Annotated in this window: 28 protein-coding genes; 24 read left to right on the forward strand and 4 right to left on the reverse strand. The window is 37.8% G+C overall.

Annotated features, from left to right (window positions below; all coding sequences use genetic code 11):
- The 11 genes from gp17 to ABS917_RS11410 all read left to right on the forward strand — a co-directional run bounded on the left by gp17 (position 1) and on the right by ABS917_RS11410 (position 11,059).
- A complete protein-coding gene (gene gp17, locus ABS917_RS11360) occupies positions 1–444 on the forward strand; it encodes a tail completion protein gp17 (RefSeq protein ID WP_350479079.1) in 444 nt (147 codons plus the stop codon).
- 14 nt (positions 445–458) lie between these two features.
- Positions 459–1,010 carry a phage major tail protein, TP901-1 family gene (locus tag ABS917_RS11365; RefSeq protein WP_350479080.1) on the forward strand — a complete coding sequence of 184 codons (552 nt, stop codon included), beginning with the start codon at positions 459–461 and terminating at the stop codon, positions 1,008–1,010.
- Positions 1,011–1,082: 72 nt separating this feature from the next.
- On the forward strand, positions 1,083–1,580 hold the full coding sequence (locus ABS917_RS11370) for a tail assembly chaperone (RefSeq protein ID WP_350479081.1): 498 nt from the start codon (positions 1,083–1,085) through the stop codon (positions 1,578–1,580).
- 95 nt (positions 1,581–1,675) lie between these two features.
- Positions 1,676–1,924 (forward strand): hypothetical protein, encoded by a 249-nt coding sequence (locus tag ABS917_RS11375; protein ID WP_350479082.1) that lies wholly within the window; start codon positions 1,676–1,678, stop codon positions 1,922–1,924.
- 15 nt (positions 1,925–1,939) lie between these two features.
- On the forward strand, positions 1,940–5,668 hold the full coding sequence (locus tag ABS917_RS11380; protein ID WP_350479083.1) for a phage tail protein: 3,729 nt from the start codon (positions 1,940–1,942) through the stop codon (positions 5,666–5,668).
- A gap of 10 nt (positions 5,669–5,678) precedes the next feature.
- Positions 5,679–6,581 (forward strand): phage tail domain-containing protein, encoded by a 903-nt coding sequence (locus ABS917_RS11385; RefSeq protein ID WP_350479085.1) that lies wholly within the window; start codon positions 5,679–5,681, stop codon positions 6,579–6,581.
- 12 nt (positions 6,582–6,593) lie between these two features.
- Positions 6,594–8,471 (forward strand): hypothetical protein, encoded by a 1,878-nt coding sequence (locus ABS917_RS11390; protein ID WP_350479086.1) that lies wholly within the window; start codon positions 6,594–6,596, stop codon positions 8,469–8,471.
- Positions 8,464–8,748: a hypothetical protein gene (locus ABS917_RS11395; protein WP_350479087.1), complete on the forward strand. Its 285-nt coding sequence runs from the start codon at positions 8,464–8,466 to the stop codon at positions 8,746–8,748. Before ABS917_RS11390 ends, ABS917_RS11395 begins: the two co-directional genes overlap by 8 nt.
- Complete coding sequence (locus tag ABS917_RS11400; RefSeq protein ID WP_350479088.1) at positions 8,748–8,939, forward strand: hypothetical protein; 192 nt, start codon at positions 8,748–8,750, stop codon at positions 8,937–8,939. The genes ABS917_RS11395 and ABS917_RS11400 overlap by 1 nt, the downstream gene beginning before the upstream one ends.
- Positions 8,940–9,005: 66 nt before the next feature.
- Positions 9,006–10,859: a phage tail protein gene (locus tag ABS917_RS11405; protein WP_350479089.1), complete on the forward strand. Its 1,854-nt coding sequence runs from the start codon at positions 9,006–9,008 to the stop codon at positions 10,857–10,859.
- A 14-nt stretch (positions 10,860–10,873) separates the two neighbouring features.
- Positions 10,874–11,059, forward strand: a complete 186-nt coding sequence (locus ABS917_RS11410) for a hypothetical protein (protein WP_350479090.1) — start codon at positions 10,874–10,876, stop codon at positions 11,057–11,059.
- A gap of 168 nt (positions 11,060–11,227) precedes the next feature.
- Here ABS917_RS11410 and ABS917_RS11415 read toward each other — a convergent pair whose 3' ends face one another.
- Positions 11,228–12,115: a hypothetical protein gene (locus ABS917_RS11415; RefSeq protein WP_350479091.1), complete on the reverse strand. Its 888-nt coding sequence runs from the start codon at positions 12,113–12,115 to the stop codon at positions 11,228–11,230.
- Positions 12,116–12,183: 68 nt separating this feature from the next.
- Between ABS917_RS11415 and ABS917_RS11420 the strand changes: the two genes are divergently transcribed.
- From ABS917_RS11420 to ABS917_RS11435, 4 genes are all read left to right on the forward strand, one after another.
- The gene (locus ABS917_RS11420) at positions 12,184–12,339 is read left to right on the forward strand and encodes a hypothetical protein (protein ID WP_350479092.1); all 156 of its coding nucleotides are present in this window, start codon (positions 12,184–12,186) and stop codon (positions 12,337–12,339) included.
- A 226-nt stretch (positions 12,340–12,565) separates the two neighbouring features.
- Complete coding sequence (locus tag ABS917_RS11425; RefSeq protein ID WP_350479093.1) at positions 12,566–12,937, forward strand: hypothetical protein; 372 nt, start codon at positions 12,566–12,568, stop codon at positions 12,935–12,937.
- 11 nt (positions 12,938–12,948) lie between these two features.
- Entirely contained in the window at positions 12,949–13,209 is a 261-nt protein-coding gene (locus tag ABS917_RS11430; protein WP_350479094.1) for a phage holin, read from the forward strand.
- Positions 13,206–13,985 (forward strand): N-acetylmuramoyl-L-alanine amidase, encoded by a 780-nt coding sequence (locus ABS917_RS11435; protein WP_350479095.1) that lies wholly within the window; start codon positions 13,206–13,208, stop codon positions 13,983–13,985. Before ABS917_RS11430 ends, ABS917_RS11435 begins: the two co-directional genes overlap by 4 nt.
- 171 nt (positions 13,986–14,156) lie before the next feature.
- Here ABS917_RS11435 and ABS917_RS11440 read toward each other — a convergent pair whose 3' ends face one another.
- Positions 14,157–14,477, reverse strand: a complete 321-nt coding sequence (locus ABS917_RS11440) for a hypothetical protein (RefSeq protein ID WP_350479096.1) — start codon at positions 14,475–14,477, stop codon at positions 14,157–14,159.
- A 73-nt stretch (positions 14,478–14,550) separates the two neighbouring features.
- Between ABS917_RS11440 and ABS917_RS11445 the strand changes: the two genes are divergently transcribed.
- A complete protein-coding gene (locus ABS917_RS11445) occupies positions 14,551–15,570 on the forward strand; it encodes a hypothetical protein (protein ID WP_350479097.1) in 1,020 nt (339 codons plus the stop codon).
- A gap of 152 nt (positions 15,571–15,722) precedes the next feature.
- On the opposite strand, the gene ABS917_RS11450 is transcribed toward ABS917_RS11445, so the two are convergent.
- Together ABS917_RS11450 and ABS917_RS11455 are read right to left on the reverse strand one after the other, a co-directional pair.
- Entirely contained in the window at positions 15,723–15,962 is a 240-nt protein-coding gene (locus ABS917_RS11450; protein ID WP_350479098.1) for a DNA-binding protein, read from the reverse strand.
- A gap of 255 nt (positions 15,963–16,217) precedes the next feature.
- Complete coding sequence (locus ABS917_RS11455) at positions 16,218–16,367, reverse strand: hypothetical protein (RefSeq protein WP_350479099.1); 150 nt, start codon at positions 16,365–16,367, stop codon at positions 16,218–16,220.
- A 156-nt stretch (positions 16,368–16,523) separates the two neighbouring features.
- On the opposite strand from ABS917_RS11455, the gene ABS917_RS11460 reads away from it, so the two are divergent.
- From ABS917_RS11460 to ABS917_RS11495, 8 genes are all read left to right on the forward strand, one after another.
- Positions 16,524–16,748 (forward strand): transcriptional regulator, encoded by a 225-nt coding sequence (locus ABS917_RS11460; RefSeq protein ID WP_350479100.1) that lies wholly within the window; start codon positions 16,524–16,526, stop codon positions 16,746–16,748.
- Entirely contained in the window at positions 16,741–17,112 is a 372-nt protein-coding gene (locus tag ABS917_RS11465) for a YhjD family protein (protein ID WP_350479101.1), read from the forward strand. Before ABS917_RS11460 ends, ABS917_RS11465 begins: the two co-directional genes overlap by 8 nt.
- Before the next feature lie 426 nt (positions 17,113–17,538).
- On the forward strand, positions 17,539–17,820 hold the full coding sequence (locus ABS917_RS11470) for a hypothetical protein (RefSeq protein ID WP_350479102.1): 282 nt from the start codon (positions 17,539–17,541) through the stop codon (positions 17,818–17,820).
- A 757-nt stretch (positions 17,821–18,577) separates the two neighbouring features.
- On the forward strand, positions 18,578–18,868 hold the full coding sequence (locus ABS917_RS11475; RefSeq protein WP_350479103.1) for a hypothetical protein: 291 nt from the start codon (positions 18,578–18,580) through the stop codon (positions 18,866–18,868).
- A 112-nt stretch (positions 18,869–18,980) separates the two neighbouring features.
- On the forward strand, positions 18,981–19,319 hold the full coding sequence (locus ABS917_RS11480) for a transketolase (protein WP_350479104.1): 339 nt from the start codon (positions 18,981–18,983) through the stop codon (positions 19,317–19,319).
- Positions 19,320–19,485: 166 nt separating this feature from the next.
- The gene (locus tag ABS917_RS11485) at positions 19,486–20,628 is read left to right on the forward strand and encodes a cation:proton antiporter (protein ID WP_350479105.1); all 1,143 of its coding nucleotides are present in this window, start codon (positions 19,486–19,488) and stop codon (positions 20,626–20,628) included.
- A 555-nt stretch (positions 20,629–21,183) separates the two neighbouring features.
- Positions 21,184–23,970 (forward strand): ATP-dependent DNA helicase DinG, encoded by a 2,787-nt coding sequence (gene dinG / locus ABS917_RS11490; protein ID WP_350479106.1) that lies wholly within the window; start codon positions 21,184–21,186, stop codon positions 23,968–23,970.
- A gap of 76 nt (positions 23,971–24,046) precedes the next feature.
- Positions 24,047–24,529, forward strand: a complete 483-nt coding sequence (locus ABS917_RS11495; protein ID WP_350479107.1) for a cell wall elongation regulator TseB-like domain-containing protein — start codon at positions 24,047–24,049, stop codon at positions 24,527–24,529.
- Positions 24,530–24,538 lie beyond the last annotated feature (9 nt).

Raw genomic sequence — 24,538 nt, forward strand, 5'->3', positions numbered from 1 at the left:
ATGTCCGAAATACTTGCTTTGCAAGGCGCGATTGTACAACGCCTTGCGAGCGATACCGAACTATTAAAATTAGTGTCTATCGATTTAATGGCAGAAGAAGAAAAGCATATGCGCCTGTATTCTTACATTCCACTTGAAGCAATCAGCCCATATATTCACGTGGACAATCCTATAGTAGTGCAGGAACATTATCGCCCACAGCTTATACAGGATGTCAGCATCACGCTGCATATGTGGCATGATCAGTCAAAGGACGGGCAGTACGGCAATACCGTTATCGGCAATATCCTATATGCGGTAAAACAGGCTTTACGCTTTAAGCTATTTCCGGTCGGATATGAAGTGCTTGAAGTGAGAATCACGAATCAGCGCATATTTGAAGATGTAAACGCTGACGTAAAGCATGCGGTGCTTACGTTAATTTATAAACTAGAAAAATTATAGGAGGTTTTCCCACCGTGGCAAAATCAAAAATTTTATTGGTGCAAGTGACAGACAATGTTATTGGTGAGCCGGCTTTAATCCCTGGTCTGCAACGTGACCTTGAACACGCAAAAACCCGTTCAAACACAACAGAAGGTTCAAAAATGGGCTCTATCACACAGTCGGGCGGATTAGCTGAAACAGTTTCCGGTTCATTCCTGTTTAAGCGTGGCGATGAAGGCCAGAAAGAATTGGAACGTGCAATCGATGAAGCGAAAGAGGTTAAAATTTGGATTATTGATCCCGAGGCAAATGCAGAGGGTACGTATGATTCAAAGTTTGGCTATGCAGTAATGGGTGACTTCACTCGTTCAATGCCTTATGAGGGTGTAGAAGAAATTTCAGTAGAGATGGCTGTGCAAATTCGTTCTGCAGATGGCGTATTCACTGCATTACCAGAAGGTTTAGAAGGCTTTGCAGAATACGGCTTCGAATTACCAGGTGAGTACACAGGCGATCACTTATCACGTACAACAACGGGTGAAGCCGGTGCAGCAGCAGCCGGCGTAGAAGGCGAAGGAATCTAGTAATAGTACAGAGTGGGCATATGCTCACTCTTTTTTCATACTTAAAAACCAAATGAAAGAAGGACTCTAACCATGATTTTAAAAATTAAAGATACAGAATTTGAACTGAAGTTTTCAATTATGCTGGATAAAGCTCTGAACAAGCACGTAAAAGACGAGGATGTTGATTCAAAAGGGCGCAATAAAGTTTCGGGCGGTATCGCAAAAGTACTTCCGGAGTTAATTGACCAGGACGTTGATATGCTCGCAACAGTGATTGATGTTGCAAACAAACTCAAGCCGAAAGATAAACAATTCAAAGGGAACTTTGATGATATTTTAGAAGCGATTGACGATCGTATGAATGAAGATGAAGACGCAACAAAAATCTTTTCGGAAGTATTTGAGGCTATCGACAGCTCAGCTTTTTCTCGCAACGAGTTGAAGAAATTCGCCGACAACATGTTATTAGTAAAAGAGATGCGTTCAGACGAATTGGACGAAAACAAAGCGAACTTAATGATCAAACGTCTCAACTCAAGCTATCAGGCAATCACAGGCAACACACTGGTGGAAGTAGAAACGGACTAACATACGATGAATTAGAACGTGAAACGGCCCGTGTGCTCGGATTATATGATGATGAGGTGTTTTACAGGTGGACGTTTAAAGAGTGGGTTAATCGCATGCAGGGCGCACGTTTAGCAGAAATCGATAAACACGAGCGAGCAATTGAAGCGGCATGGGTGAGCGGTATTGTAGCTCGGGTGCAAAAACCAAAGTCGCCTAATAAATATTTTGATGCGAAAAAAGCACGACATATTCTTTTAAATGGTTCTACTTCACAGGAAAAGGTTGATTTCACATTATACGACCGAGCTAAAGAAGGTCTTAAAAAGTTTGATTGGAAAGCGAATTATACACCTAAGAAATAGTAGGAGGTGAGTGCAATGGTTGAACGCTTTGAAGCCCATATTGGGGCTAATATTCGAGAATTTAAGCGTAAAATGAAAGAAGTTGATCGTGAAGTACGGGATTTAGCATCAGGCGTTGATGTTGATTTAGACTTGGCAACAACTGAATTTTATACGGAAATGAAAGCAGTTAAAAGTGAGTTGAAAGGCCTTGAAAATAAGGATTTACGCTTACAAGTAGAACTTGCCTATCTTGAATTTAAGCGCCAACTGGCGGAGCTATACATGATTGCGGAAACATTAGATGACTATGATATAGACATCGAAATTGATGCAATTACAACCGAGTTCCATAAGAAGCTGTTAAAAGCAAAAGCACTTGCACAAGGTTTAAGCGGAGAAATTGACATAGAGCTAGACCTCGATACATCTCGTTTTAACCGTGCTTATGCATTAGCTATGGCTAAAGTGGCAGCACTCGATATGAAATACTTAACGGTTCACCTAAGAGCGGATTATACCCGTTTCCAGAACACAATGGCGAGAGTAGCTTCTCAGATGCGGAACTGGGGAGAAATCTTAAGCACGCAGTTTACAGGAGCCTTAATTTCACTAATCCCTACACTTACACCTATTATTAGTACTTTAGTTGGCTTACTAGGCTCTCTCGGAGTCATGATTGGTGTCATGGGCGGACAGCTGTTGATCATGGCTGGTGCAATTAGTGCAACTGCATTTGCTTTTGTGGGACTTGCAGCAGTCGCTATTCCGACAATTAAAGGCATATTTGATGAAACAGCAAAACTAACCTCAGCTCAGCAGGAAGCAAAAGACGCATGGGATAGTTTTGTAGCGGTTTATGATGAACTGGTTGCTAAAACCGAAGGCGCAGTATTGAGTGCATTCACGAGTGCAATGCAAGGTGCTGCAACTATTTTAAAATCACTTGAACCAATGGTACTCTCTGTAGCAGATGCGGCAGCAGAATTAATGGATTCGTTTAATAGAGCCGTAAATACGGAGCCTATCCAATCAATATTTGACGCATTTAATGAATTTAGTGCAGATATTTTTGTGAATATGGTAGAGGGCATCGGACATTTTATCGCGGGTCTAGGATCAATGATGGCGGCTCTTCTTCCTGCCGGTCTACAATGGTCAGAAACCTTCAATGAGATGATGGAAACATTCTCGAATTGGGCAGCCGCTTTAGGAGAGAACGAGAAATTCCAAGCATTTATTGCATATGTCCAAGAAAACATGCCGTTAATTAGTCAGCTATTTGGCGATATGATTGTCGGCATCACTGAATTTTTCAGCGCATTTAGCGGTATGGGCGCGGACTTTATCAAAGGATTAGCTGAAATGATGGAAGGCTTTAGAGAATGGGCTTCTGAACTGAAAAACAATCAGTCGTTCCAGGATTTTACCGCCTACATTATTGAATCGACACCAAGAGTGCTTGATCTAATTAGTAACCTAACGGATTTCATCGTGAATTTAGGAAAAGCAATGCAGCCGTTTGGTGATGCCGTATTAGATTTAGCAAACTGGTTCCTTGAACTATTTAATAGTGTGATGGAGTCAAGTGACGCGTTCAGTTTCCTTGTCGGTGCAATTCCTACTGTTATTGGTGGCTTCATGCTGTTATTAACGCCAGTTACGATGTTTATTACTTTATTCGGTAAAAATATTGTGAACGCTATTCAAATCGCAAGCGGAATGTTTAAAAGTGTCGGATCAGTTATCGCTCGTTTAGCACCGCATTTCGGAATCTTAATTGACGACGTTCTACGTGTTATCGGGGTAGTGACGAACCTAGCAGGCAAAGCCTTACCTTGGTTAGTTCGAGGTTTTGGGTTGCTTACCGGGCCTGTTGGAGTCGCTATTGCAATTATTACAACACTCATCACAATTGGTGTTGCTTTATATAAAAACTGGGATGAGATTAGTGCATGGGCTTCTAAAACTTGGTCTTCCGTTAAAAAGACTATTTCCGATGCTATGACGAATGTGAAGCAGTCCATTGAGACGAAATGGGGCGAAGCAGTCGCATTCCTGAAAGGCATTAACCTATCGAAGATCGGCGAATACATCATGCAAGGGCTTGCGAATGGAATTGATGCCGGGCTCGGATGGGTAAAAAGCAAGGTCGAAGGTTTAGGAGGAATGATACCAGGTTGGTTAATGAAAGTACTTGGCATTCACTCTCCGTCACGTGTCATGGCCGATATAGCAAAATGGATTCCTGCGGGTGTTGCAAAAGGGATCACAGATAATATTAATAAGGTTAAGCAAGCTACGAAAATGATGTCGAATGCGGTTACGCTTGATTTTAGTGTTAATACCAACAAGCTTTCTTCTTCCTATAAAAACTTGTCGAGTATTATTCAGACTACTGCAAAAGCTAATCAGCGAGCGGTAAAAGAAACAACGAAAGTAAACGGTAAAACAGTTACCACATATCTGAAAAAGTCGAATGCAGAACGATATGAGGCTTTCGAGAGTGCTCTATCTGAACATAAAAAGTTCAATAATGTGAGCGTACAATACGAACGCACGTATTGGTTGGATGCAGCCAAGCATTTGAAAACAGGCAGTGCTGCCAGACGTAAAGCACTGGAAAACGCCAATGCGGCTGAAGCACAAATGCAACAAGAGAAATTTGAAAAAGAAATAAAGTTTGTCGACGCTGCGCGTGAATACGGTGTGCTGTCTCTTCGTGATCAGATTCGAGCGTATCAGGATTATATGAAAGAATATAAAGTAGGTTCGGACCAGCAAATTGCTTATGAAGAACTTCTTTACGGCAAGAAAAAAGAGCTTTTTGAAAACCTGAAAGATATTGCTGCTGACTACGCATCCCGTGTCCAGGATGTGTATAAAAAATTAGCTGATGAAGAACAAAAGCTCCGCGATGAGTACCAGAAGACATATGAAGCCCGTAGAGATACGTTAGCTAATACTTGGGGTCTCTTCGATGAAGTGAAGCTCACTGAGATGGTGACGTATAAAGAAGATGGCACGGTTGATAAACAAATCGACCTTATCGGAAATATGCGTCAGCAAGTGAGTACTCTGTCCAATTGGATGAATGACATCTTCCGACTTCAAAACTTTGGGCTTGATGAAGCGCTACTGGATGAATTGCGTGCAATGGGTCCAAAAGCGGCCGCAGAGATTAATGCGCTTGCGAATATGTCTTCTCAACAATTAGGCGAGTATGAGATGCTCTGGAAAGCAAAAATGGAGCTTGCAGGGAAACAGGCGGCTTCTGAATTAGCTGGAGCACGTGAGGAAATGGAGAAAGAAATCACTTCTTTACGTGAAAATGCAATGGGTGAAATCGAAAAATTGCGAAATGAAATGCTCTCTGGAATCGATAAAATGGTCAACGGTACGAATGATGGATTCAACGTCCTCAATAAAACGTTACCTGAGATTGGGCGCGAAGCAATTAAAGGGTTAATCAACGGATTAAATTCTATGAACGGCCAGTTAAAATCGACGGCACAAAAGTTAGCAAATGACGTAAGTTCTTCGCTAACTAGCATTTTAAGCGGCGGCACGTATAACCCGAATTTAAATTTAGTAGCGCCAGGTATTAATACACGTTCCGTGATTGATACAAGCGTGCACAGCGAAGCAGAACTGAAGCAAAGCCCTGTTAATGTGAATATCACTTCTACATGGACAGGTGACGACGTAAAGTTCTGGATTGATGAGCAGGATGCAACAAATGCGCGGTTAAACATTAAAAAGTAGGAGGTGCCGTATGGCAATTATCGAGAAATTAGACGGGAGCCGTTATGATTTAACAAAATACGGCATCCCTCTTTTGAAGGTGAATCCAGTCGACATTATCTACGATTCTGAAAATGTAAGAGGACGACCTGGGCGTAATCGTACTGATCGTTATCATGGTGTACGCAAACTACAGTTGACGATGCTTTTAAATGCTAAAAGCGAAACAGATACCATCATCCTCCGGGATAAGCTTGCTGCTATTCTGGATGATGTAGAAGATTTTTATCTCTATGAGCAAGTGTCTAAAGGATATAAGTTTGAACTGCCAGGCGAGACCTCCTTTAAAACATCTATTGACCAATTACAATGGCATCCTCATATGTACAAACGTTGGAGAGTTGAGCGGATCAATAATGATGGAATTGAGTGGGATGGATATAGAGGGAAACGCGTAATAGAGTTTGAAACGTCTGACTTACCGTATGCGGAAACGCCTTTTACTTCACTTGATATACAGTCAATGGAGAAATCGTGGCTTGATGGTCGTTTAGCTTGGCAGTTAGGAGTTGCCGACTGGAACAACCCGTTGCCAAGTTACACATTCAATTCCAATACATTTAATGTGCTAAACGGTGGAAATGTAAAAGTGGACCCGCGTTGTATGCCGTTGAAAATCATATTAAAAGGCTCGTTTAGCTCAAATGCAACCATCCGTAACAATACAACCGGAGAGGTATTTATCTATAAAGGTTCACTTACATCAAGTGACACGTTGGTCCTTGACCGTATTAGTTATTTAAAAAACGGCGCTCACATCACAGGATCCACCAATAAAAAATTAATAAGTTTAGCAAAAGGAAACAACAGCTTTTCGGTGAGCGGCGGTACGGTCACATCGATTAGTTTTGAGTTTCCTTTTTACTATTTATAAGGAGGTATCGACATGTCAAATCAATTTCCTTTAAACGAAACACGTTCTCCTATTGACCCGAATACATGGGATGAAATGAATGAGAACTGGGATCGTATAAGATCTTATTTGCGTTTTTTAGAACGGCAAATTAAGTTTTTAGCTGGTGGTAATGAAATCGATGATATTCTTCTTCGAATTGATACCGCTATTGCTAATGCTGAAAGTGCTACAGCGGATGTAAATCAAGCGAAACAAGAAATCGAAATGATTTTAAGTGATCTGACCACATTAGTATCAAGCGCCGAAGCTGCTACGAACAATGCAAATACAGCGGCAAGCAATGCAAATTCATTAACCTCTGCATTAACCTCATTAAAAACGGAATTAGAGACATTGCAGACGAATTTAAACGGCATTGTGCAAGCTGAAGCGCAACGATTATCTAACGAAACAAACCGCACAAATGCAGAACAAGTACGTGCTACTGACGAAACTACACGTAGAGAAAATGAAGCTGCCCGTGTATTAAAAGAACAATCGCGAGAAACCGCTGAACAAAATCGTACATCAACATTCGATGCGCAAATGCTAACTGCAGAACAAAAAATAACAATGATGCAGTATTTAATCGATAACTTGAAGTCCTATGATTTCGATTTAAACGCAACTTATAACTTCCCAAATTTAATTAAATGGAATGGAAGCACATTTATTACCCTTCAGGAAGTCACAGGTCTTACTCCGGTTGACGATGGCATTAATTATCGTTTGGTTGCGCAACGGGGTGTAGATGGAACAGGTGCGGTGTCTAGCGTCAATGGTAACGGTCCAGATGCTAACGGAAACGTTGAAGTTATAATGGCCTTGGTTAATAACTTAGTTTCGGATTCAACGTCTGCTGGACTAACTGCCGCACAAGGCAAAGTATTAAAAGTATTATTGGATAGCTTGCAACAAGCATTTAATTCCCATGTTAATGATATAGATAATCCACATGGCGTTACAGCTGAACAATTAGCGCTTGGCAATCTTCAAAACTTCGGTATAGCTACACAAGTTGAAGCAGAAGATGGCACATCTACAACGAAATACATGACACCGCAGCGTACAAAACAAGCAGTAGACAAGGCTTTAGGTCCTGCGGATACGCATATGTCCGACCAAAATATACACGTCACAAAGGCTAAACAAGAGTTGTGGGACCGCTATACGATTCAATCGGCAATCGAAAATATGCAGGGAACTGTTAAAACTCCCAACCAATACCGAACACAAAGCAATACAGGAACTAGATCCGGTACAGGTACAGTATTTAGAGAGTTCAACAATAATACTACGCTAGTCGGAATGCCTCCTAAATTCGCTATGATTGAAACAATCGTTCCATGGACAGACAGTTCCGGCGGTGTTGTTAATCAGACAGCTTATGGCTCAGACGGAGGGGTTTACAGGCGCATTGAAACATCTGCAGGCTCTAACACATGGGGAGCATGGGGTATGGTTGTGACTTCCGTAAACGGTCGTGCTAGAACTGAGTATAACCTTTACACAGGTTCTATAGAGGTTGGTACAGTAAATTTGTCGGTGAATGCGGGATTCCCGAATTTAAAAGCTTATGATGAAGTGATTGTATTCGGAATAACTAATAACGGTGGAGCTTTCACATTCAAAAGGCATACTCACGTTATTGTCACTAGTTTGGTTAGTGACATCTATGCTAGTGACCTCAATCAATCAGTTTTATTTCTAGGTGGAAGCCTTCCCGACCATTATTGGTTGCGCTATTCATTAGACTTATTGAATAACACTTTGAGTATAAATTACAACCGCGCTGTGATAACCGGAAATGGTACAGAAAACCCAAGCCAAAACTATATTACAAGGATTGTAGGTGTTAAATATGCTTAAAATTTATGCTAAATTCGACAACAATGGTCATATTTCGCAGTATCGAGCAGATACCTCGTTAGAAGGTGCAGAAGAGTTTGATGTGGAGGACTTTGACCATGAAAAATTCCGCTTCTATAAGCAAGTGGACGGGTCTTTAGTTTTTGACGAAGCACGTTATCAAGATTGGTTAAACCCTGTAGAAAATCCATCGCAGCAAAAGTCAATGGAAGAAGTAATTTTGGCTAAGGCAGAAACAAAAACAATAAATATTATCATGGAAATGGGGCTTCTATAATGACACCAAGACAATTCGCACAATCACGATTAATCGTAAACTACACACTGCTAGTAGAAGTAGGAGAAATGGTAATCGAGGAAGTGCCGGAAGTAATCACATTTAATGATCAATCAACGTTACCTGTCCGCAGTGAGGTAATTGTTAACCTTGCTAAGAATGAGATTAAGACAATCGAGGAAACAATCTAATTAATATAAACGCTATGCACTCTCATTCGAGGGTGTTTTTTATTATGCTCGAAAGGCGGTGAAAACTTGATTACGGTTAAACACGGGAACGAAGAGATACCTCTTAATTATATTAAATCCGCCAACCGTCGATTTCCTATGAATGATATTCCCGAAATGTCGATGATCGTCATTAATCATAAAGACAATCCAGGTTACCCGTATTTAAACGAGGAAGAAATCATTATTACACCTGATGGGCATGAATGGCGTATCAAAGTGGAAAGTGAAGTCACGCATTATAAAAACATAAATGTGCAGCACATTTTGTTAGATTTAGCCGAAATGGAGTTTAACCATCTGCTTAATGGGATTTATACACCGGAGGAGCTATTGTCCACTGTTTTAAATGGTACCGGCTTCGTGTTGGATTTAGATGCTACGGATTTAAACAGTGTCACTGTAAATGAATTCGGCCGTAAAAATCCGTGGCAAATGTTAAAGGATTCGTGTGAACTGTTAAATGCGGAATTTAAGGTATTGCCGGGGCGTATTATTCAAGCGAGGAAAGCTTCTATTATCGATAGAGGTAAGCAGTATCGGTACGGTTACAACCTGAAAAACGTGACAAAAAAAACCGATTCTACGGATATTGTCACGCACGTCACGGTTAATTATGGTGAAAATTACGCACAATCTGAAACATTTGTCAGCCCCAATGCAGGGAATTACGAACGAAAATATTTCGGAGACATCATCAATGATGAACGCATCACCGACCGTGAAACTGCTAAGAAACGAGCGGATGCCGTATTTAAAGACATTGACATTTCTTACGAGCTGGATATTGCACAAATCGGAAATGATGTAGAGCTTGGCGAGACGGTACACACGATTTACGAGCCCTTAAACGACCTGTCCATAACGACCCGCATCTTAAGATTACGGGATGATTGGAACGGTCAAGAGTTTGTTCTTACTGAAGCAACGGTTGGTAATTACGTTTTTAAAACTGCTAACCAAATCCTACAAGATCAAATTAAAGATACTGAAAAAGATGTTACAGAAAAGATTGATGAAACTAAAGAAGTCATTAATAAGAACATGTATTTTAAGTTTCAGGAAACTGAAGAAAAAATGCTGGACCAGTACACAACGGTAACAGCAGAGTATAATGCGGCAATTTTATTAAGTGCAAGGGAATTGAGAACAGATTTTTCTCAACAAGTTGAAACGATAAACACATCTATCACAGCACAGTACAGTAAAATAACAGCCGAATACAACTCAAGTCTTAGCCAAACTGCGCAACAAATTCGTAGCGAAGTGAATGCCAGTGTGACTAGCATTGGTAACGACATGCAAAATGTAAGAAATGATGTATCAAGTGTCACACAAAGAGCAGGTTTATTAGAATCACGTGTTAGTTCTACTGAAACAAATATCAGTAGCCAAGGTACGCGGATCGCGAGTGCTGAATCAAGTATTTCACAACAAGCTGCGCAGATTTCGCAACGTGTTTCATATACCGACTACACCGGCAGCCGCATTACCTCGTTAATCAATCAGGATCCATATGCAGTTTCAATAAGTGCTTCTAAGATTAATCTGAATGGTGCTGTAATAGTTAACGGATCCATTAGTGGTGCCACAAATATTAGTGTATCAAGTGACATTCGTATAGGTAACGCAATTAGATTTAGCGATTTTACTGAGATTACAACTTACAGCGGCGATATGACGATTAATACCTATAATGACCTCACTATTCAAGCTAGTAATACTAGATTTTATGGGAATGTTGATTTCAGTGGCGCATATTCCGTCACAGGTCTTAGTGCGTCTAGTGTTAACGGTATGACGTTCACATACAACTCATCGAGTAATACTATCACAGTACGTCAGAACGGCGCATATTTGATGCAATTAAAAGGTATATAAAAGGAGAGGTTTAAATGGTTTACAACGTACAGTTAAACAATGGGAACATTATTGAATTAAAAGGTGCAGCTTTTGATGTTGAAGCATTTACAAACACTTTAAACAACCAGCAAATAGTCTTTGTTAATCTTGGCGGTGCTATCGTCAACAAACATTTGATTCAAGCGATTTTACCGGTTCAAACTGAAAACCCAGTTTAAAATAGCAAATTGAAGCGCGGTCATTATGACTGGCGGTTTGAAGCCGTTTTGTGGAAAATTAAGTGATAAAATATTAATGCTAGATAAGTATGTATTTAAGGTGAAGCATAAACATAAATTTAAGCAAAATCTTCTTGAAATAAGATGATTTTGCTTATTAATTGGACCTTAATTAGCCGATGATTCAATTTGTTTAATCGTTGATTCTATTCGATCTAATTGAGTGAAATCAGGAAATTGATTTGTATTTTCTGGGTTTGCTAAATAGGAGGGATGAATTTGAGTACCTTCATTTATCAATTCGGCCAGTGTTTTTACAGAGAACTTCATTTTTTCTAAGTATTCAGGGTCATAATCAATTCCTTCCCGATTTAACAAGTTTTTAGTTTCTGCTTCAACAAGTACATCGATACTTTTTGAAAGCCCTTTTTGTAAATCTGTTAAAGTATCATTTTTAATTTCCAGAGTTCTTGCTTGTTGTTCTAATATTTTGTATTGAAAAGTTTTATTACGTACAACAGCAGCAGTATGCGTAATTGCACCAATAAATCTAAGTGCAATAACTCCACCTACCATCAGTTCCACCCATAGCGAACCTGAATCAAAATTTTGGATAGTAACATTTCCTTTAATTTTGTCATTAACTATGGCTTGCTCTAAAGATTTATTCAATTTAGTGAAAAATTTCCCTAAGGAATCCAAATCCTTATAATCGGGGAGTTTAACGCTAACTGAATATTCTTGTTGGTCAGGTATAGCCTGGTCAAAAGCTTCTAAGGTTGCAATACATTTACTCTTTACAGTATTAACTATACTATTGAATTTACCATAAGTATTGGAATCAACTCTAATACGATCATTTATCGATTTATCATAATATATATTATCTAGATATGATAAACTTTTTATTTCTTCTTCAAGAAAATTTAAATCTTTTAAATTATTTATTGCGTTTATTGTTTTTTGAAATCCAAATAGTTCGTAAATATCTGTATTTGGTATTTTCTTACTTTCAAACTCTAAATTTTCAATGTTATTGTTTAATAATTGTTTCATGTCTCTTAGTCTCATTTTACCAGCTCCTTTACTGGATAATAGTACCATAAAATTAGGGGGTAGTAATTATGGAAAATGAAAAATTTGAGTTTATAGTTAATGGAAACATACTGTCATTTATAAAAGGAAATCAGAAATTTGAAATTAAATTTAATACAAATGAGGATTTAAGTAGTTTTTTACTAAAACTTTTATTAAAAAACATTGAGTATACAGAAAGTTAAATAGTGGCAGTTCGATGTATTTAGCATCTTTGCCAAGTGGGTTTAATATAAATTGTTTCGTAAAATACAATAGATAAACTCGGAATATATAAGTACATTGCTAGGTGGAATTTTGCATTTACTTTAAAGGTCGAACTAAGAGTTTTACTATTTGCCTTCCGCAATCATCTGTGGAGGGCTTTTATATTGGATTGGGGGGATGGAAATGCCGGAAGGAGGTAATTCCATGTATAAAGTTGTTGAAGAGTACGGCAAGGCTATCAATGAAAATATACTGCCGCGGTTGGAGATTCTAGAAAAAGAGCATATGGCGTTTAAGCAGGAAGTGACAAGCCTAAAAGCCGATATGGCAAATGTCCAGAAAGGGCAAAAAGATTTAGAAGTAACTGTTATGAAAGACGGCAAGGAAACACGCGACTTGCTGAAACCATTTGCTGACCACGCATTAAAACAAATGGAGTTTGATGCGCAGGCAAAAAAAGAAATCGCCATAAAGAAGTTGGACAATAAAGATAAAGCAACAGTGGCTTTATACGGTGCTATTGGTAGTGGAGGCATTGTGACAATTATTGCGGGTATCGTAGCCTTATTTAGATAGGAGGAAATCACATGAAAATTAACTGGAAAGTACGTATGCAACATAAACAATTTTGGGTATCACTAATAGCATTACTCATTGTACTCGCTAATCAAATAGCGGGTATTTTTAATGTCGATATTACCATTTACAGCGAACAAGTGACAGGCATTTCAGAATCATTTCTCATGGTTTTTGTGCTTTTGGGTATTATTGTAGATCCTACGACAAACGGCGTATCTGACAGCATGAGAGCCTTGCGATATGATAAACCAAAGGATGATGGATTATGATTACTATTTCAGGTGGACATTTCGGACCAAGAACAGGCGCACATGATTTAATTGATGAAGGTACAGAAAACATTAAAGTGGCTAAAGAAGTAACAGCGCTATTACGTGCATCAGGCATTACTACCAACTACATTGAGGATAATGTCAGTAAATCGGCAAAACAAAATATTCCTTGGTTAATTGCAATGCATAATAAAACCGACCGTGAAATTGATGTGAGTATTCATTTTAATTCGTCAGTCGGCACGCATAGCAAAGGGATTGGTACGGAAACACTCGTATACAGCGATAAAAATAAAGTAATCGCTCAAAAGATTACGGATGCCATTGCTAATGCTTCAGGTCTAAAAAATCGTGGAGTTAAAATCCGTACTGATCTAGGATTGTTAAAAGGTACAAATAAACCTTGTTACTTAATTGAAGTGTGCTTTGTTAATGATACTGTGGATGTAGCATTATATCATAGAGACTTTGATAAAATATGCCGAGCTATTGCAAATGAGTTAGCAAAAGCGGTTGGAAAATCATTGATGTCTTCCGTTACTATTTCAACTGTAGAGGACAAAAAGGCGCGTACAATGGCTATTAACAGCCCATCATTAAACGATATTTTAAATGGTATTCTGAACAGTAAAGGACAACGTGAAATCATTGTGAATTATGCCATTGGTGAGGGCGCACATAAGTCTTGGCTTGATAAGTTAAATGATCGTACTATTACAAATGATGAAATTCTAGCGTTAGCTGCTATGTCGATTGTTAATTTGAATAAATAAAGTTAAAGCCCGTTACTACTGTATCAATCCAGTGGTAGCGGGCTTTTTATTTTGACAAAAATTAATCGCACCAGATTTTTTGAATAAAAGCCTTAATTTAATATTACTAAACGACACCTTAGGCTTTTGGGTGCTCTAATAAAATGACGCCTTTTGATATTCTGTTTTTAATTATAAAAAATTGTAGAGGTCAATAAAAATATATGCTGTGTAAAGTAGTGGGATTGAAATTATATAAATAAATTTTTTTTTAAATGATAAAGTCTTTAGTTTGTTTTCAAATATTAAAGATAAAATAAATGTAGCAAAAAGCAAAAAAACAAATAATGTTGACGGAAAAAAAATTTGGTAAAACACTCTGTCGGAAGATGTTATATCTCCGGGGAAACTAGAAGAAGCATAATTACGACTTATATCAATATAAAAATGACTTCCAATTGTCCAAAAATAAGTAATCAAAGCATAAATTATTAATACAAAAATAAGAATCATTTTTCTTTCCTCCTTTTTTTATTTTACTAAAATATCTATATGTGGTAATATTTATAAAAAGGATGGTGCATAAATGAAGAAAATTATTTTGTTGCTTGTGGTGTTTTTATTTACTTTAGTAGTTAATACAAACATTATATCAGCTTCTATTGATGAAAAGAATATTGATGAAAAGAATATTGATGAAAAGAATATTGATGAAAATTATATTGTTGAAGATTTCATTTTGAGAGATCCAATTACAAATAAATATTCAAGTGATTGGTCACATTTAGATACACCTGAGAATATTCAATTACAAAAAGAAGTTCAAAACTATTTTTTAGGGAATACTACAAAAACACAAAGTAGACAAATACAGGGTGCAGATGGTGCCGATGATTTAAATAAAAGAATTGATGATTTTTTAAGTTCAGTATATCCTGATATTGATTTTAATGCTTCTGAAAATACAATTTCTCCTATGGCTTCTTACGATATACCGGGAAAAGTAGAAAAAGCTGGTTTAATAGCATTAGAAGGAAGAATTCTGCTGGTTATTAGTAATAATTTGACTCCTTCTAATATTGCTTCATCTCATCAAAATGCTACTGCAGCTAGAGATCATGGTAGTAGATATGCTGAAAATAATAACTATTATTCTAATGGTAAGTTAATAACATGGGATAACACAGCAGATACACTAAGACATTTTGCTTGGAATTATATGAATAGTAATGATTCTGGTGTTACAAAAGCAAAGGCTATGGGTGATGGTCATGAACTTGCATTAATAGCTTATAAATATATGAATGATGATAGAGATACTGCTAGTGTATGTAAATATGCTATTAGTTGTATGCAAACTATGGCGATTCAAAAAACATTAAATCATTATGATTTAGCTAAAGGTAATTTTACTTCATTTAATAATATTTTTGATAATTCTAGTGTTATGGATTTACTAAACAATTCAAAAGGGCGATTAGCATATTCACAGGGAAATGCTACTTATTCTGTTCCTTTTAATAGAATGCTTAGTAATGGTGAACTAATTAAAACACCAAATAGTATATTCAGTTCTCAAAGAAGAACAGCTTGGAATGAATTCTAAAAAGTAATTAAAGGAGAGTAGCAAATGCTACTCTTTTTTTTATACTGTTGTTTTTAAGAATGTTAAATTTGAAATAAGGCTTGGAGCGCCTTCTATTAATTCAAATAAACAAATTAAAGCCCGATACTTTTATAGTAGCGGGCTTATTGCATTTATTCATCATAAGGTCTATATTTCTTTCGAAGCGGTTCCAGCTCTTCTTTCTTTTCTAATATCATGCTTTTTAGAAAGATTTTCGGCTGTTGTTTAACAGCAATTAATTTACCATCTTTTACGAGTTGCCCGAGTCTTGCTTTTGATATATCAAGTATTTCTATAGCCTCTGCTGCAGAGAGTAATTCTTTCTCCAGGAAATGAAGTAATTCTTCAGTTGATGTAAATTGATATTTCATATACTCACCTTTCTTTTACAAACATAAATAGTACAATTCTTGCAATGTGAATTAAAATTATGACGCTATAAAGGGCTATTAATCCATAGTCAAATGCTGACGGGTTTTCAAAATCAACATATGCCAGAAGGATAACTGTACTCGCAATAAATAAAGCAATATTTGTATAACCAATTCTTTTGAGCATTTTTTTCATACTTCTAAGTGGATGTGATATAGTATAGGTGAAGGAGGCGCTAACCTCCTTCGGTAGTGTTATTTGCGACGTTTCTTCTTGCCGGGAGAGCGTCGCTTTTTCTTTTTGCCTTGTGTCATGTCGTAAATGTCTTTCAAGCCTGATGTGAAGGCTTTGAATGTTGTAGCGACTAGTGCGACTGTTGCAAGGACTTTTTCGAAATCATCCACTCTTGTTCACCTCCTTTCTATAAATTAATTATACTATACCTATTTAAAAAAGTAAATAGATATTTTTAATAATATTTCCATATTACTTAGAAATTTCATGTTTTAAAATAGGAACATCTGTTCTATAATAATTTTAAAAGGAACGAGGTGCTTGCAATGAAAGACCAAATTAAAAAAGCAATGCAATACAATCAAATCGTAGATATTATGTACATTGCAAAAGACGATGCAATCACTAAACGGCGAATCAAGTTAATAAAAATTGCCGGAAGTACAGTGCAAGCTTACTGTTTTACAAGACATGCCAAACGAACATTTAAAATAGACAATATTTTAGCGGTATATCCAGTAATTAGTAAAGCGAGTGGGCTAAATGCATAAAGAATTTATGGGGCTAAGCGATGATATTCACCGATACATTGTACTGGAACTATTCTTAAAAACCCTAGAGCGTGACAGAGATCACGTATCGCATCTAAAAATGAGAGATGTACTTGAAGAATGGTATAACTCCAAAATTAATGATACCTTTCAGGAATTTAAAAAGTTAAGGGACTTCCTATATAAGAAAGGATGTAAAATCGAAAAGCACAAATCGGATGAAATGATGACCTATTATTTTATATTGTTTAGGGGATATGACGAAACTAGAAGTTACAGTAATATTGCTCTGAGAAATTGGGTTGCCGAAGAAATGAAACGATTACTTGGCATGAAGTACCTAACCCTGGCAGATAGAAAATAACACTTGTCGAATTTTGCGAAAATAGCCTCAAAAAGAAAGTTTCGGACATTCTCTTCCTTTTGCCATAGCACTATTGTAAATTGATTGGTAATAAGGAGGTGAGGGTATGTACAAATATGAATTTATAGTGGAAGGTAATATTCTCGTCGAATTCGAAAGTAAGATACACATTACTATGACCAAACCGTATATTTTAAGGTATGCAACATTTATTGAATTTAAGGACACGGGTCATGTAGTGAACTTAAACAAAGTAAAGGAAGTTAAAATTAATGGAATTAAGCATCATCTCAGACCTTATGCAGCACGATAGAAAATAGGCCTTCCACGATTATTCAGTGGAGGGTTTTTCTCGTTTTTATTGCCGAACTTGTATGAATATGGAACAATGAGAGTAAAATAAAATATACAGAAGGAGTGATTCTTTTGGAAAATAAAGCAACGAGCTCAGCACCAAATACTTTTTCAGCTATTTTAACTATTGCCTTTCTTATAGGTTTAGTTATATTTGAATTCAGTCTATTTTCATACCTTTCACAGGATGGATCACCTTGGTTGTATTTATTTGCAGCTAATGCACTATATTTAATCGTTTCGTTTTTCATCATCGGCGGATTAAGCATGCTCGGCGGTTTCGGTTTGATGCTTGGCTATATCGCAACGATAGTAGGACTATATGTGATAGGCATTTCTACGCTTACATTATAAATATAGCAATATTTTAGCCACCTTCTTATTATAGAAGGTGGCTTTTGTGCTATAAAAAACTACTCATTGCACTCTTCACTTCAAGATTATCGGATTTCTTGGGACAGCACTATTTACCTGTTATGTGACGCTGTATTTGTCTGATAATTTTGGCTGGCTAACCGAATTTTTGTTTGATGAACTGGAAGATAATGTATCGACTGGATATGTCGATAGAGATGAATTGATTATATAAATGGAAAGTGTGTTGTCAGAAGACATCTGCTATTTAAAATAACTGTTTAAAAATCGACCTATGATAATTTATTTGAAGCTTTCTCTATATTTATGTAGGGAAAGCTTTTTACTCTTTTGGTCAATAAAACATAGTTTTTATTATTTCACTATAGCTATTCAAGGTAAACAGCATTAGTTTACTTTCCGTTTACCCTGTTTACCTTGTTTACCGGAAACGCCTCCTGGAAGAAAATGAGGTAAACAAAATAAACAGCGGTAAACAGAAAATTTTATGGTTTGTTTACCGCTCAAAGTCATGTCTGCTCTATCTTCAAGGTAAACAGTAAACAAAGTAAACATAAATATACTATTAAATATAAATTTATATATTAGATAGATATATAGTATATAACATATACCTAATACGCCTATATGCGTATATATTTAGTACAACGCAAATTTTCTGTTTACCTTGTTTACCTCACTCGGAAAATGCTTTTCGAACAGAATAGCGTTGTATAGCTTATGCTTATTAGGGATGATGAATTCTTTATACCTTTTTTATATTAAAATGCTTTATATAACTAAAGCATTGCTTGAAGGAAATACACAGGGCTTTATGAAGTTTGTAGCGAGTCCTGAAGGCGATATTTACGGGGCATGTGTTGTTGGCGACGGCGCGACAGAAATGATTAACTCCATGCTGGCGGCAAAAGTATTAGGAGGATCAGTAAAAGATTTGGCAAGGCTCATTTTCCCGCATCCGACAGTCAGCGAGCACGTTGGCGATGCGGCACGTTCTGTTTTCGGAAAAGCGATTCATGCAAAATAACTTGTTGCTACGGTGCAGATGAGATGCTCCGTAGCTTTTTCAATCCAATTTCTTTTTTATTGTGCTGAATTCTACTATACTTGTTGTATACAATTCCAACATGAGGTGACATATGGAAAATCAGTCAATGGAGCTTGTAGAAAAAGAAGTGGAAAACACGTTATATCAATGTATTGATTTTAATATAGAAGAAAACTATATTGCGATGGGACAAGAGTTTGCTAAAGTGCTCGCACTACTGCAGGAACATGGTCTTATTAGTCCGGCTTTAAAAGTGATTACCGATCCGGAACAATGTCTTACGGAAACACGTATATTGCTCCAAAGTCTGCAAGAAGCACAAAGAAGGCATGCTTCACGGAGGAAGCTGCTGACACATCGGCATATTTTAAATGTATGGCTTAGAAAAAATCAGTATTTTCAGAGAGAAGTTTTACCGGGGTTTTTCTAATCTATCTCTTCATCGGTGAATAAGAAATATTCAGATAATGGTAAAATATTATTGCTTTTTCTTTTTTTATTGTTTAAAATAAACATAATCTTATACGAAGCAAGGCATGGTGGAGTCAGTCAAATCTGGCACATTCATGCCTTTTTGTATGGAAAAGGGGGATATTATGTTTATATTTCAAATTGTTATCGTACTATTGGCTACTAAACTGGCAGGACATTTATCAGTACGTTTAGGCCAGCCTTCAGTACTTGGAAAAATTCTGATTGGTATTATTATTGGTCCTGCAATGCTTGGCTGGATTACTGACAATGAAATTATGCAAACATTCAGTCAAATAGGGGTAATTTTATTAATGTTTTTAGCCGGTTTAGAAACCGATCTGGAAGATTTAAATGCAAATATGAAAGGGGCAATTTTCGTAGCAATTGGCGGTGTCATTTTACCGATTGCAATGAGTTATCCGTTAGCATTGGCATTTGGCCTCACACAAGGCCAGGCGATTTTCATCGGACTAACTTTAGCCGCTACATCAGTAAGTATTTCGGTCCAGACATTAAGCGAAATTGGTTGGCTGAAAAGTAAGGAAGGTTCTACTTTGCTAGGAGCTGCTGTACTGGATGATATTATCGTCGTTGTGTTAATCGCAATTGCAATGAGTTTCCTTGTAGGGGATGATGTTTCGATTCCGGCATTAATCGGCGGGAAGGTATTCTTCTTTGTTTTATTAGCTGTTGTAATGATATGGGTGATTCCGACATTCTTAAAACTGTTTAGCCGCCTGAAAGTAACGGAGGCCCTGTTAAGCGGAGCACTTATTGCATGTTTTGCTTTAGCTTACATAGGTGAACATTATTTTGGTATTGCTACAATTATCGGAGCGTTCTTTATCGGTATTGCAATAGGGCGCACTCCATTTAAAGATACAGTCGAACATAAAGTAGAACCGATTGCAAACGGCTTATTTGTGCCATTCTTCTTCGTAAGTATCGGATTGTCCGTTACATTCGCAGGAATTACAGAAAATATCTGGTTCTTAGTTATCTTCTCAATCGTGGCTATCTTATCGAAGCTTATCGGTTCTGGTATTGGTGCAAAACTGGCAGGCTTCAGTTGGAAATCTTCAACAGGTATCGGTGCAGGAATGATTTCTCGTGGTGAAGTTGCACTGATTCTTGCGGGGATGGGTTTATCAAGTGGATTACTGCCGGCGGAAGATTATACACCAATGGTAATCGTAATTATTATTACAACGTTGGTTACTCCACCAATGTTAAAAGGAATTTTCGGAAGTCGTTCACATTATTAATAAATATTTAGTTGAATGATTTCCTAAATTGTTGTATTCTATGTTTCAGGTGCCAAAACCTCAGTGAAGGTTTAGTCTTCACAACAAAAGCCTCCGCCAACAGCACGGATTTGCTGGGAAGCTTTTGAATTGTGCAGGGAGATGAGCCCCTGCACACCTATACATAGTATATTAACCTAGTGTTGCCCTTGAGGCGGCACTAGGTTTTTTTGCCGTCAGATGCGCTTAATTTTATTAGAACATTTAGCAGTTTATTAGAAAATTTACGTTGGATATTCGGAAAGACCGGAAAGGATATTAGAACAGATTGGACTTATATTGGAACAGTTATCGGTTATATTAGAAAATCGCGAATTTATTGGAACAAATAAAATTTTATTAGATGATTTTAAAATATATTAGAACTTTTAGAACGTTCATATATCTGCTCTGACTCTATATTTGCGATCGCAGCATTCCACCACACGTTTCGGCCGTTCTAACCAATTACATGACCTCATCACCACCAGTATGATAAAATGCCGTTATATTACTTGAACTGTGAGTTGAAGAAAAATGAAGGAAAGTCAGAAATATGCGATTGTCGATATTGAAACAACAGGGCATTCTCCTGCAAGCGGCGACCGTATGATCCAAATCGCCATTGTTATTATGCAAGGTTGGGAAATCGTTAAAAAATATTCTACATTTATTAATCCGGGAAAACCGATTCCGTTGTTTATACAGGATTTAACTAATATTACAGACAAAGATGTAAAAGATGCATTACCATTTGAAGCCTATGCAGATTATATTTATGAGCTGCTGGAAGGGGCTGTATTCGTAGCCCATAATACCGATTTTGACTTGAACTTTTTACAGGCGGAGTTTAACCGTGCCGGCATATCGAAATGGCACGGAAAGAAAATCGACACCGTTGAACTGACAAAAATTTTGTTCCCCATGTCGTTAAGCTACAAATTAGCGGATTTAGCGAATGAATTTAGTATCGAGCTGCAAAGTGCACACCGCGCGGATGATGATGCACTCGCGACAGCGTACCTGCTTAAACATTGTTGGGAAGAGCTGTTAACATTGCCGCTCGTTACTTTGGAACAATTGCATAAACGTTCTTTCCGTTTGAGAACAGACTTGTCCCAGCTATTTTTTGACGCGCTTGTCATAAAACGCAATAAAGCATTAACGGATGAAGGACATGTCTTTTACCGTAAAATCGCCATTCGCAAAATGGCACCGACGCCAAAAAATGATGTGGATGAACTGCTTTACCCGCTAACGACAGATGAAAAAATGGCCTTATTATTAAAAGGGATTCCCGATTTTGAAGAGCGGCCGCAGCAGTTTCAAATGATGGACAGCATATGGCATGCATTCAACGCAAATGCGGAACATGTCATTGAAGCATCAACAGGAATCGGAAAAACGATGGGTTATTTAGTGCCATCGATTTATTATGCTAAGAAAACGAATCAGAAAATAGGAATCAGTACGTATACTTCCCATTTGCTGGATCAGCTTATGCAAAATGACATTCCGATATTGGAACAGGCGCTTGGCCAGCCGATTAAAATGGCTTTATTAAAAGGGATGAATCATTATATCGACGTCGAAAAATTCGAGAAAGAGCTAAAGACACAGGATGTTTCCTATGATCAGACATTTACAGTACTGCAAACACTTATCTGGCTTGCGAAAACGGAGACTGGGGATTTTAGTGAACTGAATGTATCGGGCGGTGGCCAGCTGCTCATTGATAAAATCCGAAAGACCGCATTGCCGAAAACGACAATGCCCCTTTATGATTTTTATTCACGTGCAATTCAAAATAGTCGCCAGGCAGACATTATTGTGACGAACCATGCGATGCTGCTAAGTGATCTTGTACGCAATGAACAGATTTTTAATTCTTTAGGCGGCTGGGTAATAGATGAGGCCCATCAGTTTATTCAGGCTGCAATCAATCAGCACGAAAAAATATTCACTTATATGAATTGGAAATATTTATTTGGACAAATTGGAATACAGGAAGATGAACAGCTGTTTTATAAAATCCGCCGCGTAGCAATAAAAAAACAGCTATTGAATTATCAGACACTGGATCAGCTGGAAAAGCGCTATATTCAAATGGTCAATGCATTTGATACGGCAATGGCGGCATTGCTTCGAGGAGTGAAAGAAGCGCATCATCACCAGACTAAGCAACTTCAGAAAATCGAAATTTTTATTTCTGAATTGCAATTAGGTCGTGAAGTTTTAATGAAAGTTTCACTCACTGTGCAGCAATGGGTGGATGAGGCGACCGAGCTTATACGGAAGTTCACTTCAAGTGTGGAAGAGCTTGCGCCTGAGCATGAATATTTAATTGAGCAATGGCAGTATATCGTAAATGAGTTTACGATAAAACTGGCAGAGTGGGATGATGTATTTTTAAGTCAAAACCCTGACTATTCATGCTGGCTTGAATTGGACCAGCGCAGTGTTCCGGGTAGTATCCATCTCTATAAAAAACCGATTGAAGTGACATCAACAATCCGGAAACTTTTTGACCCGATCCGTGAAAAGAGCGGCATTGTCTGGACATCCGGAACGTTAACAGTACCAAGTAATGAGCGTTTTATTACGAACCAGCTTGGGATCAATCCGTCGATTCCGATTGAAAAGCTGCATGCGGATCCGAGTTATTATGATGGGGCAGAAGTGTATATTGTCAATGACATGCCTGATATTCAGGCCGTTTCACAGTCCGAGTATATCGAAGAGGTCGCACATGCCGTTACAAATACAGTGCGCATGACGAATGGAAGATGCTTTGTTTTATTCACGTCACAGGACATGCTGCGTAAAACAGTCAACCTTATACAGGAAAGTGAATTGTTAAGTGACTATATGATTTTTGCGCAAGGTGTGACATCCGGTAGCCGTATGCGATTATTAAAGTCTTTCCAAAAATTTAATCATTCCGTCTTATTCGGAACGAACAGTTTTTGGGAAGGGGTCGATGTACCGGGAGATGGTCTGTCTGCGGTTATCGTTGTGCGGCTGCCGTTTTCCTCACCGGAGGAGCCTGCGTTTAAAGCACGGGCCAATTATATAACACAGCAAGGACGCAATTCCTTTACAGAACTTGCGTTGCCGGATGCCATTATCCGGTTTAAGCAAGGGTTCGGCCGATTAATTCGTTCCAGCCATGATAAAGGGGTATTTATCGTTTTGGATCGCCGGATTGAAACGAAATCATACGGACAGCAGTTTATCGAGTCATTACCGCCAATTTCCATACAAAAACTGCCTCTACACAGTATGGTGCAAAGCTTAGGAAATTGGTATAATGAAAAACGATGAGGAAGGAAAGCAGGTTGACAAAAATGAAACAAAACTTTAAACAACATACAAATACATCGGATTGTAAGGTGCAGTTATGAAAAACTGGATTATCTTTTCGGTTGTCTTTATTTTATCTTTGTCGCTTGTTATTTCAGTGTTCGTATTTTGGAAGGCCAATGCACCGTTTAGTGAAATAGAACAAAAGGCGGAAAGTTTTGTGCTGGATACGAAAGCACTTGCTGTTGTTGATGATTCCTATGTTTACAATGGGAATAAGCCATATGTCACTGTTTTCGGAGTGGATGAGTATGGGAAGGAAAAGGCAGTCTTCGTCCCGATGAGTTTAGATGAGAATTCAATGCAGGAAGTATTTTTAGCAGATGGCATCACCGAAGATCAGGCGTTGTCTGTTTTTCAGGAAGATACAGCTGCAAAAGAGATTCTTCATATGAAGTTAGGATTCGAGGAGCCGGGTCCAGTATGGGAAATTACCTATAAAAATGAATCCGGCAGTTTGAATTATGTCTATCTTCTATTTGAAGACGGGCAATGGTGGAAACGCATATTGAATTTGTAGAGGAGAGAA

It is taken from the genome of Solibacillus sp. (assembly GCF_040273735.1).
GTDB lineage: Bacteria > Bacillota > Bacilli > Bacillales_A > Planococcaceae > Solibacillus.

What these genes read in the sequence shown, in the direction of transcription:
- gp17 (WP_350479079.1), top strand. Translation starts at nt 1, where the DNA reads ATGTCCGAAATACTTGCTTTGCAAGGCGCGATTGTACAACGCCTTGCG.
- ABS917_RS11370 (WP_350479081.1), top strand. Translation starts at nt 1,083, where the DNA reads ATGATTTTAAAAATTAAAGATACAGAATTTGAACTGAAGTTTTCAATT.
- ABS917_RS11375 (WP_350479082.1), top strand. Translation starts at nt 1,676, where the DNA reads ATGCAGGGCGCACGTTTAGCAGAAATCGATAAACACGAGCGAGCAATT.
- ABS917_RS11380 (WP_350479083.1), top strand. Translation starts at nt 1,940, where the DNA reads ATGGTTGAACGCTTTGAAGCCCATATTGGGGCTAATATTCGAGAATTT.
- ABS917_RS11385 (WP_350479085.1), top strand. Translation starts at nt 5,679, where the DNA reads ATGGCAATTATCGAGAAATTAGACGGGAGCCGTTATGATTTAACAAAA.
- ABS917_RS11390 (WP_350479086.1), top strand. Translation starts at nt 6,594, where the DNA reads ATGTCAAATCAATTTCCTTTAAACGAAACACGTTCTCCTATTGACCCG.
- ABS917_RS11395 (WP_350479087.1), top strand. Translation starts at nt 8,464, where the DNA reads ATGCTTAAAATTTATGCTAAATTCGACAACAATGGTCATATTTCGCAG.
- ABS917_RS11400 (WP_350479088.1), top strand. Translation starts at nt 8,748, where the DNA reads ATGACACCAAGACAATTCGCACAATCACGATTAATCGTAAACTACACA.
- ABS917_RS11410 (WP_350479090.1), top strand. Translation starts at nt 10,874, where the DNA reads ATGGTTTACAACGTACAGTTAAACAATGGGAACATTATTGAATTAAAA.
- ABS917_RS11415 (WP_350479091.1), bottom strand. Translation starts at nt 12,115, where the DNA reads ATGAAACAATTATTAAACAATAACATTGAAAATTTAGAGTTTGAAAGT.
- ABS917_RS11420 (WP_350479092.1), top strand. Translation starts at nt 12,184, where the DNA reads ATGGAAAATGAAAAATTTGAGTTTATAGTTAATGGAAACATACTGTCA.
- ABS917_RS11425 (WP_350479093.1), top strand. Translation starts at nt 12,566, where the DNA reads ATGTATAAAGTTGTTGAAGAGTACGGCAAGGCTATCAATGAAAATATA.
- ABS917_RS11430 (WP_350479094.1), top strand. Translation starts at nt 12,949, where the DNA reads ATGAAAATTAACTGGAAAGTACGTATGCAACATAAACAATTTTGGGTA.
- ABS917_RS11435 (WP_350479095.1), top strand. Translation starts at nt 13,206, where the DNA reads ATGATTACTATTTCAGGTGGACATTTCGGACCAAGAACAGGCGCACAT.
- ABS917_RS11440 (WP_350479096.1), bottom strand. Translation starts at nt 14,477, where the DNA reads ATGATTCTTATTTTTGTATTAATAATTTATGCTTTGATTACTTATTTT.
- ABS917_RS11445 (WP_350479097.1), top strand. Translation starts at nt 14,551, where the DNA reads ATGAAGAAAATTATTTTGTTGCTTGTGGTGTTTTTATTTACTTTAGTA.
- ABS917_RS11450 (WP_350479098.1), bottom strand. Translation starts at nt 15,962, where the DNA reads ATGAAATATCAATTTACATCAACTGAAGAATTACTTCATTTCCTGGAG.
- ABS917_RS11460 (WP_350479100.1), top strand. Translation starts at nt 16,524, where the DNA reads ATGAAAGACCAAATTAAAAAAGCAATGCAATACAATCAAATCGTAGAT.
- ABS917_RS11465 (WP_350479101.1), top strand. Translation starts at nt 16,741, where the DNA reads ATGCATAAAGAATTTATGGGGCTAAGCGATGATATTCACCGATACATT.
- ABS917_RS11475 (WP_350479103.1), top strand. Translation starts at nt 18,578, where the DNA reads ATGAATTCTTTATACCTTTTTTATATTAAAATGCTTTATATAACTAAA.
- ABS917_RS11480 (WP_350479104.1), top strand. Translation starts at nt 18,981, where the DNA reads ATGGAAAATCAGTCAATGGAGCTTGTAGAAAAAGAAGTGGAAAACACG.
- ABS917_RS11485 (WP_350479105.1), top strand. Translation starts at nt 19,486, where the DNA reads ATGTTTATATTTCAAATTGTTATCGTACTATTGGCTACTAAACTGGCA.
- dinG (WP_350479106.1), top strand. Translation starts at nt 21,184, where the DNA reads ATGAAGGAAAGTCAGAAATATGCGATTGTCGATATTGAAACAACAGGG.
- ABS917_RS11495 (WP_350479107.1), top strand. Translation starts at nt 24,047, where the DNA reads ATGAAAAACTGGATTATCTTTTCGGTTGTCTTTATTTTATCTTTGTCG.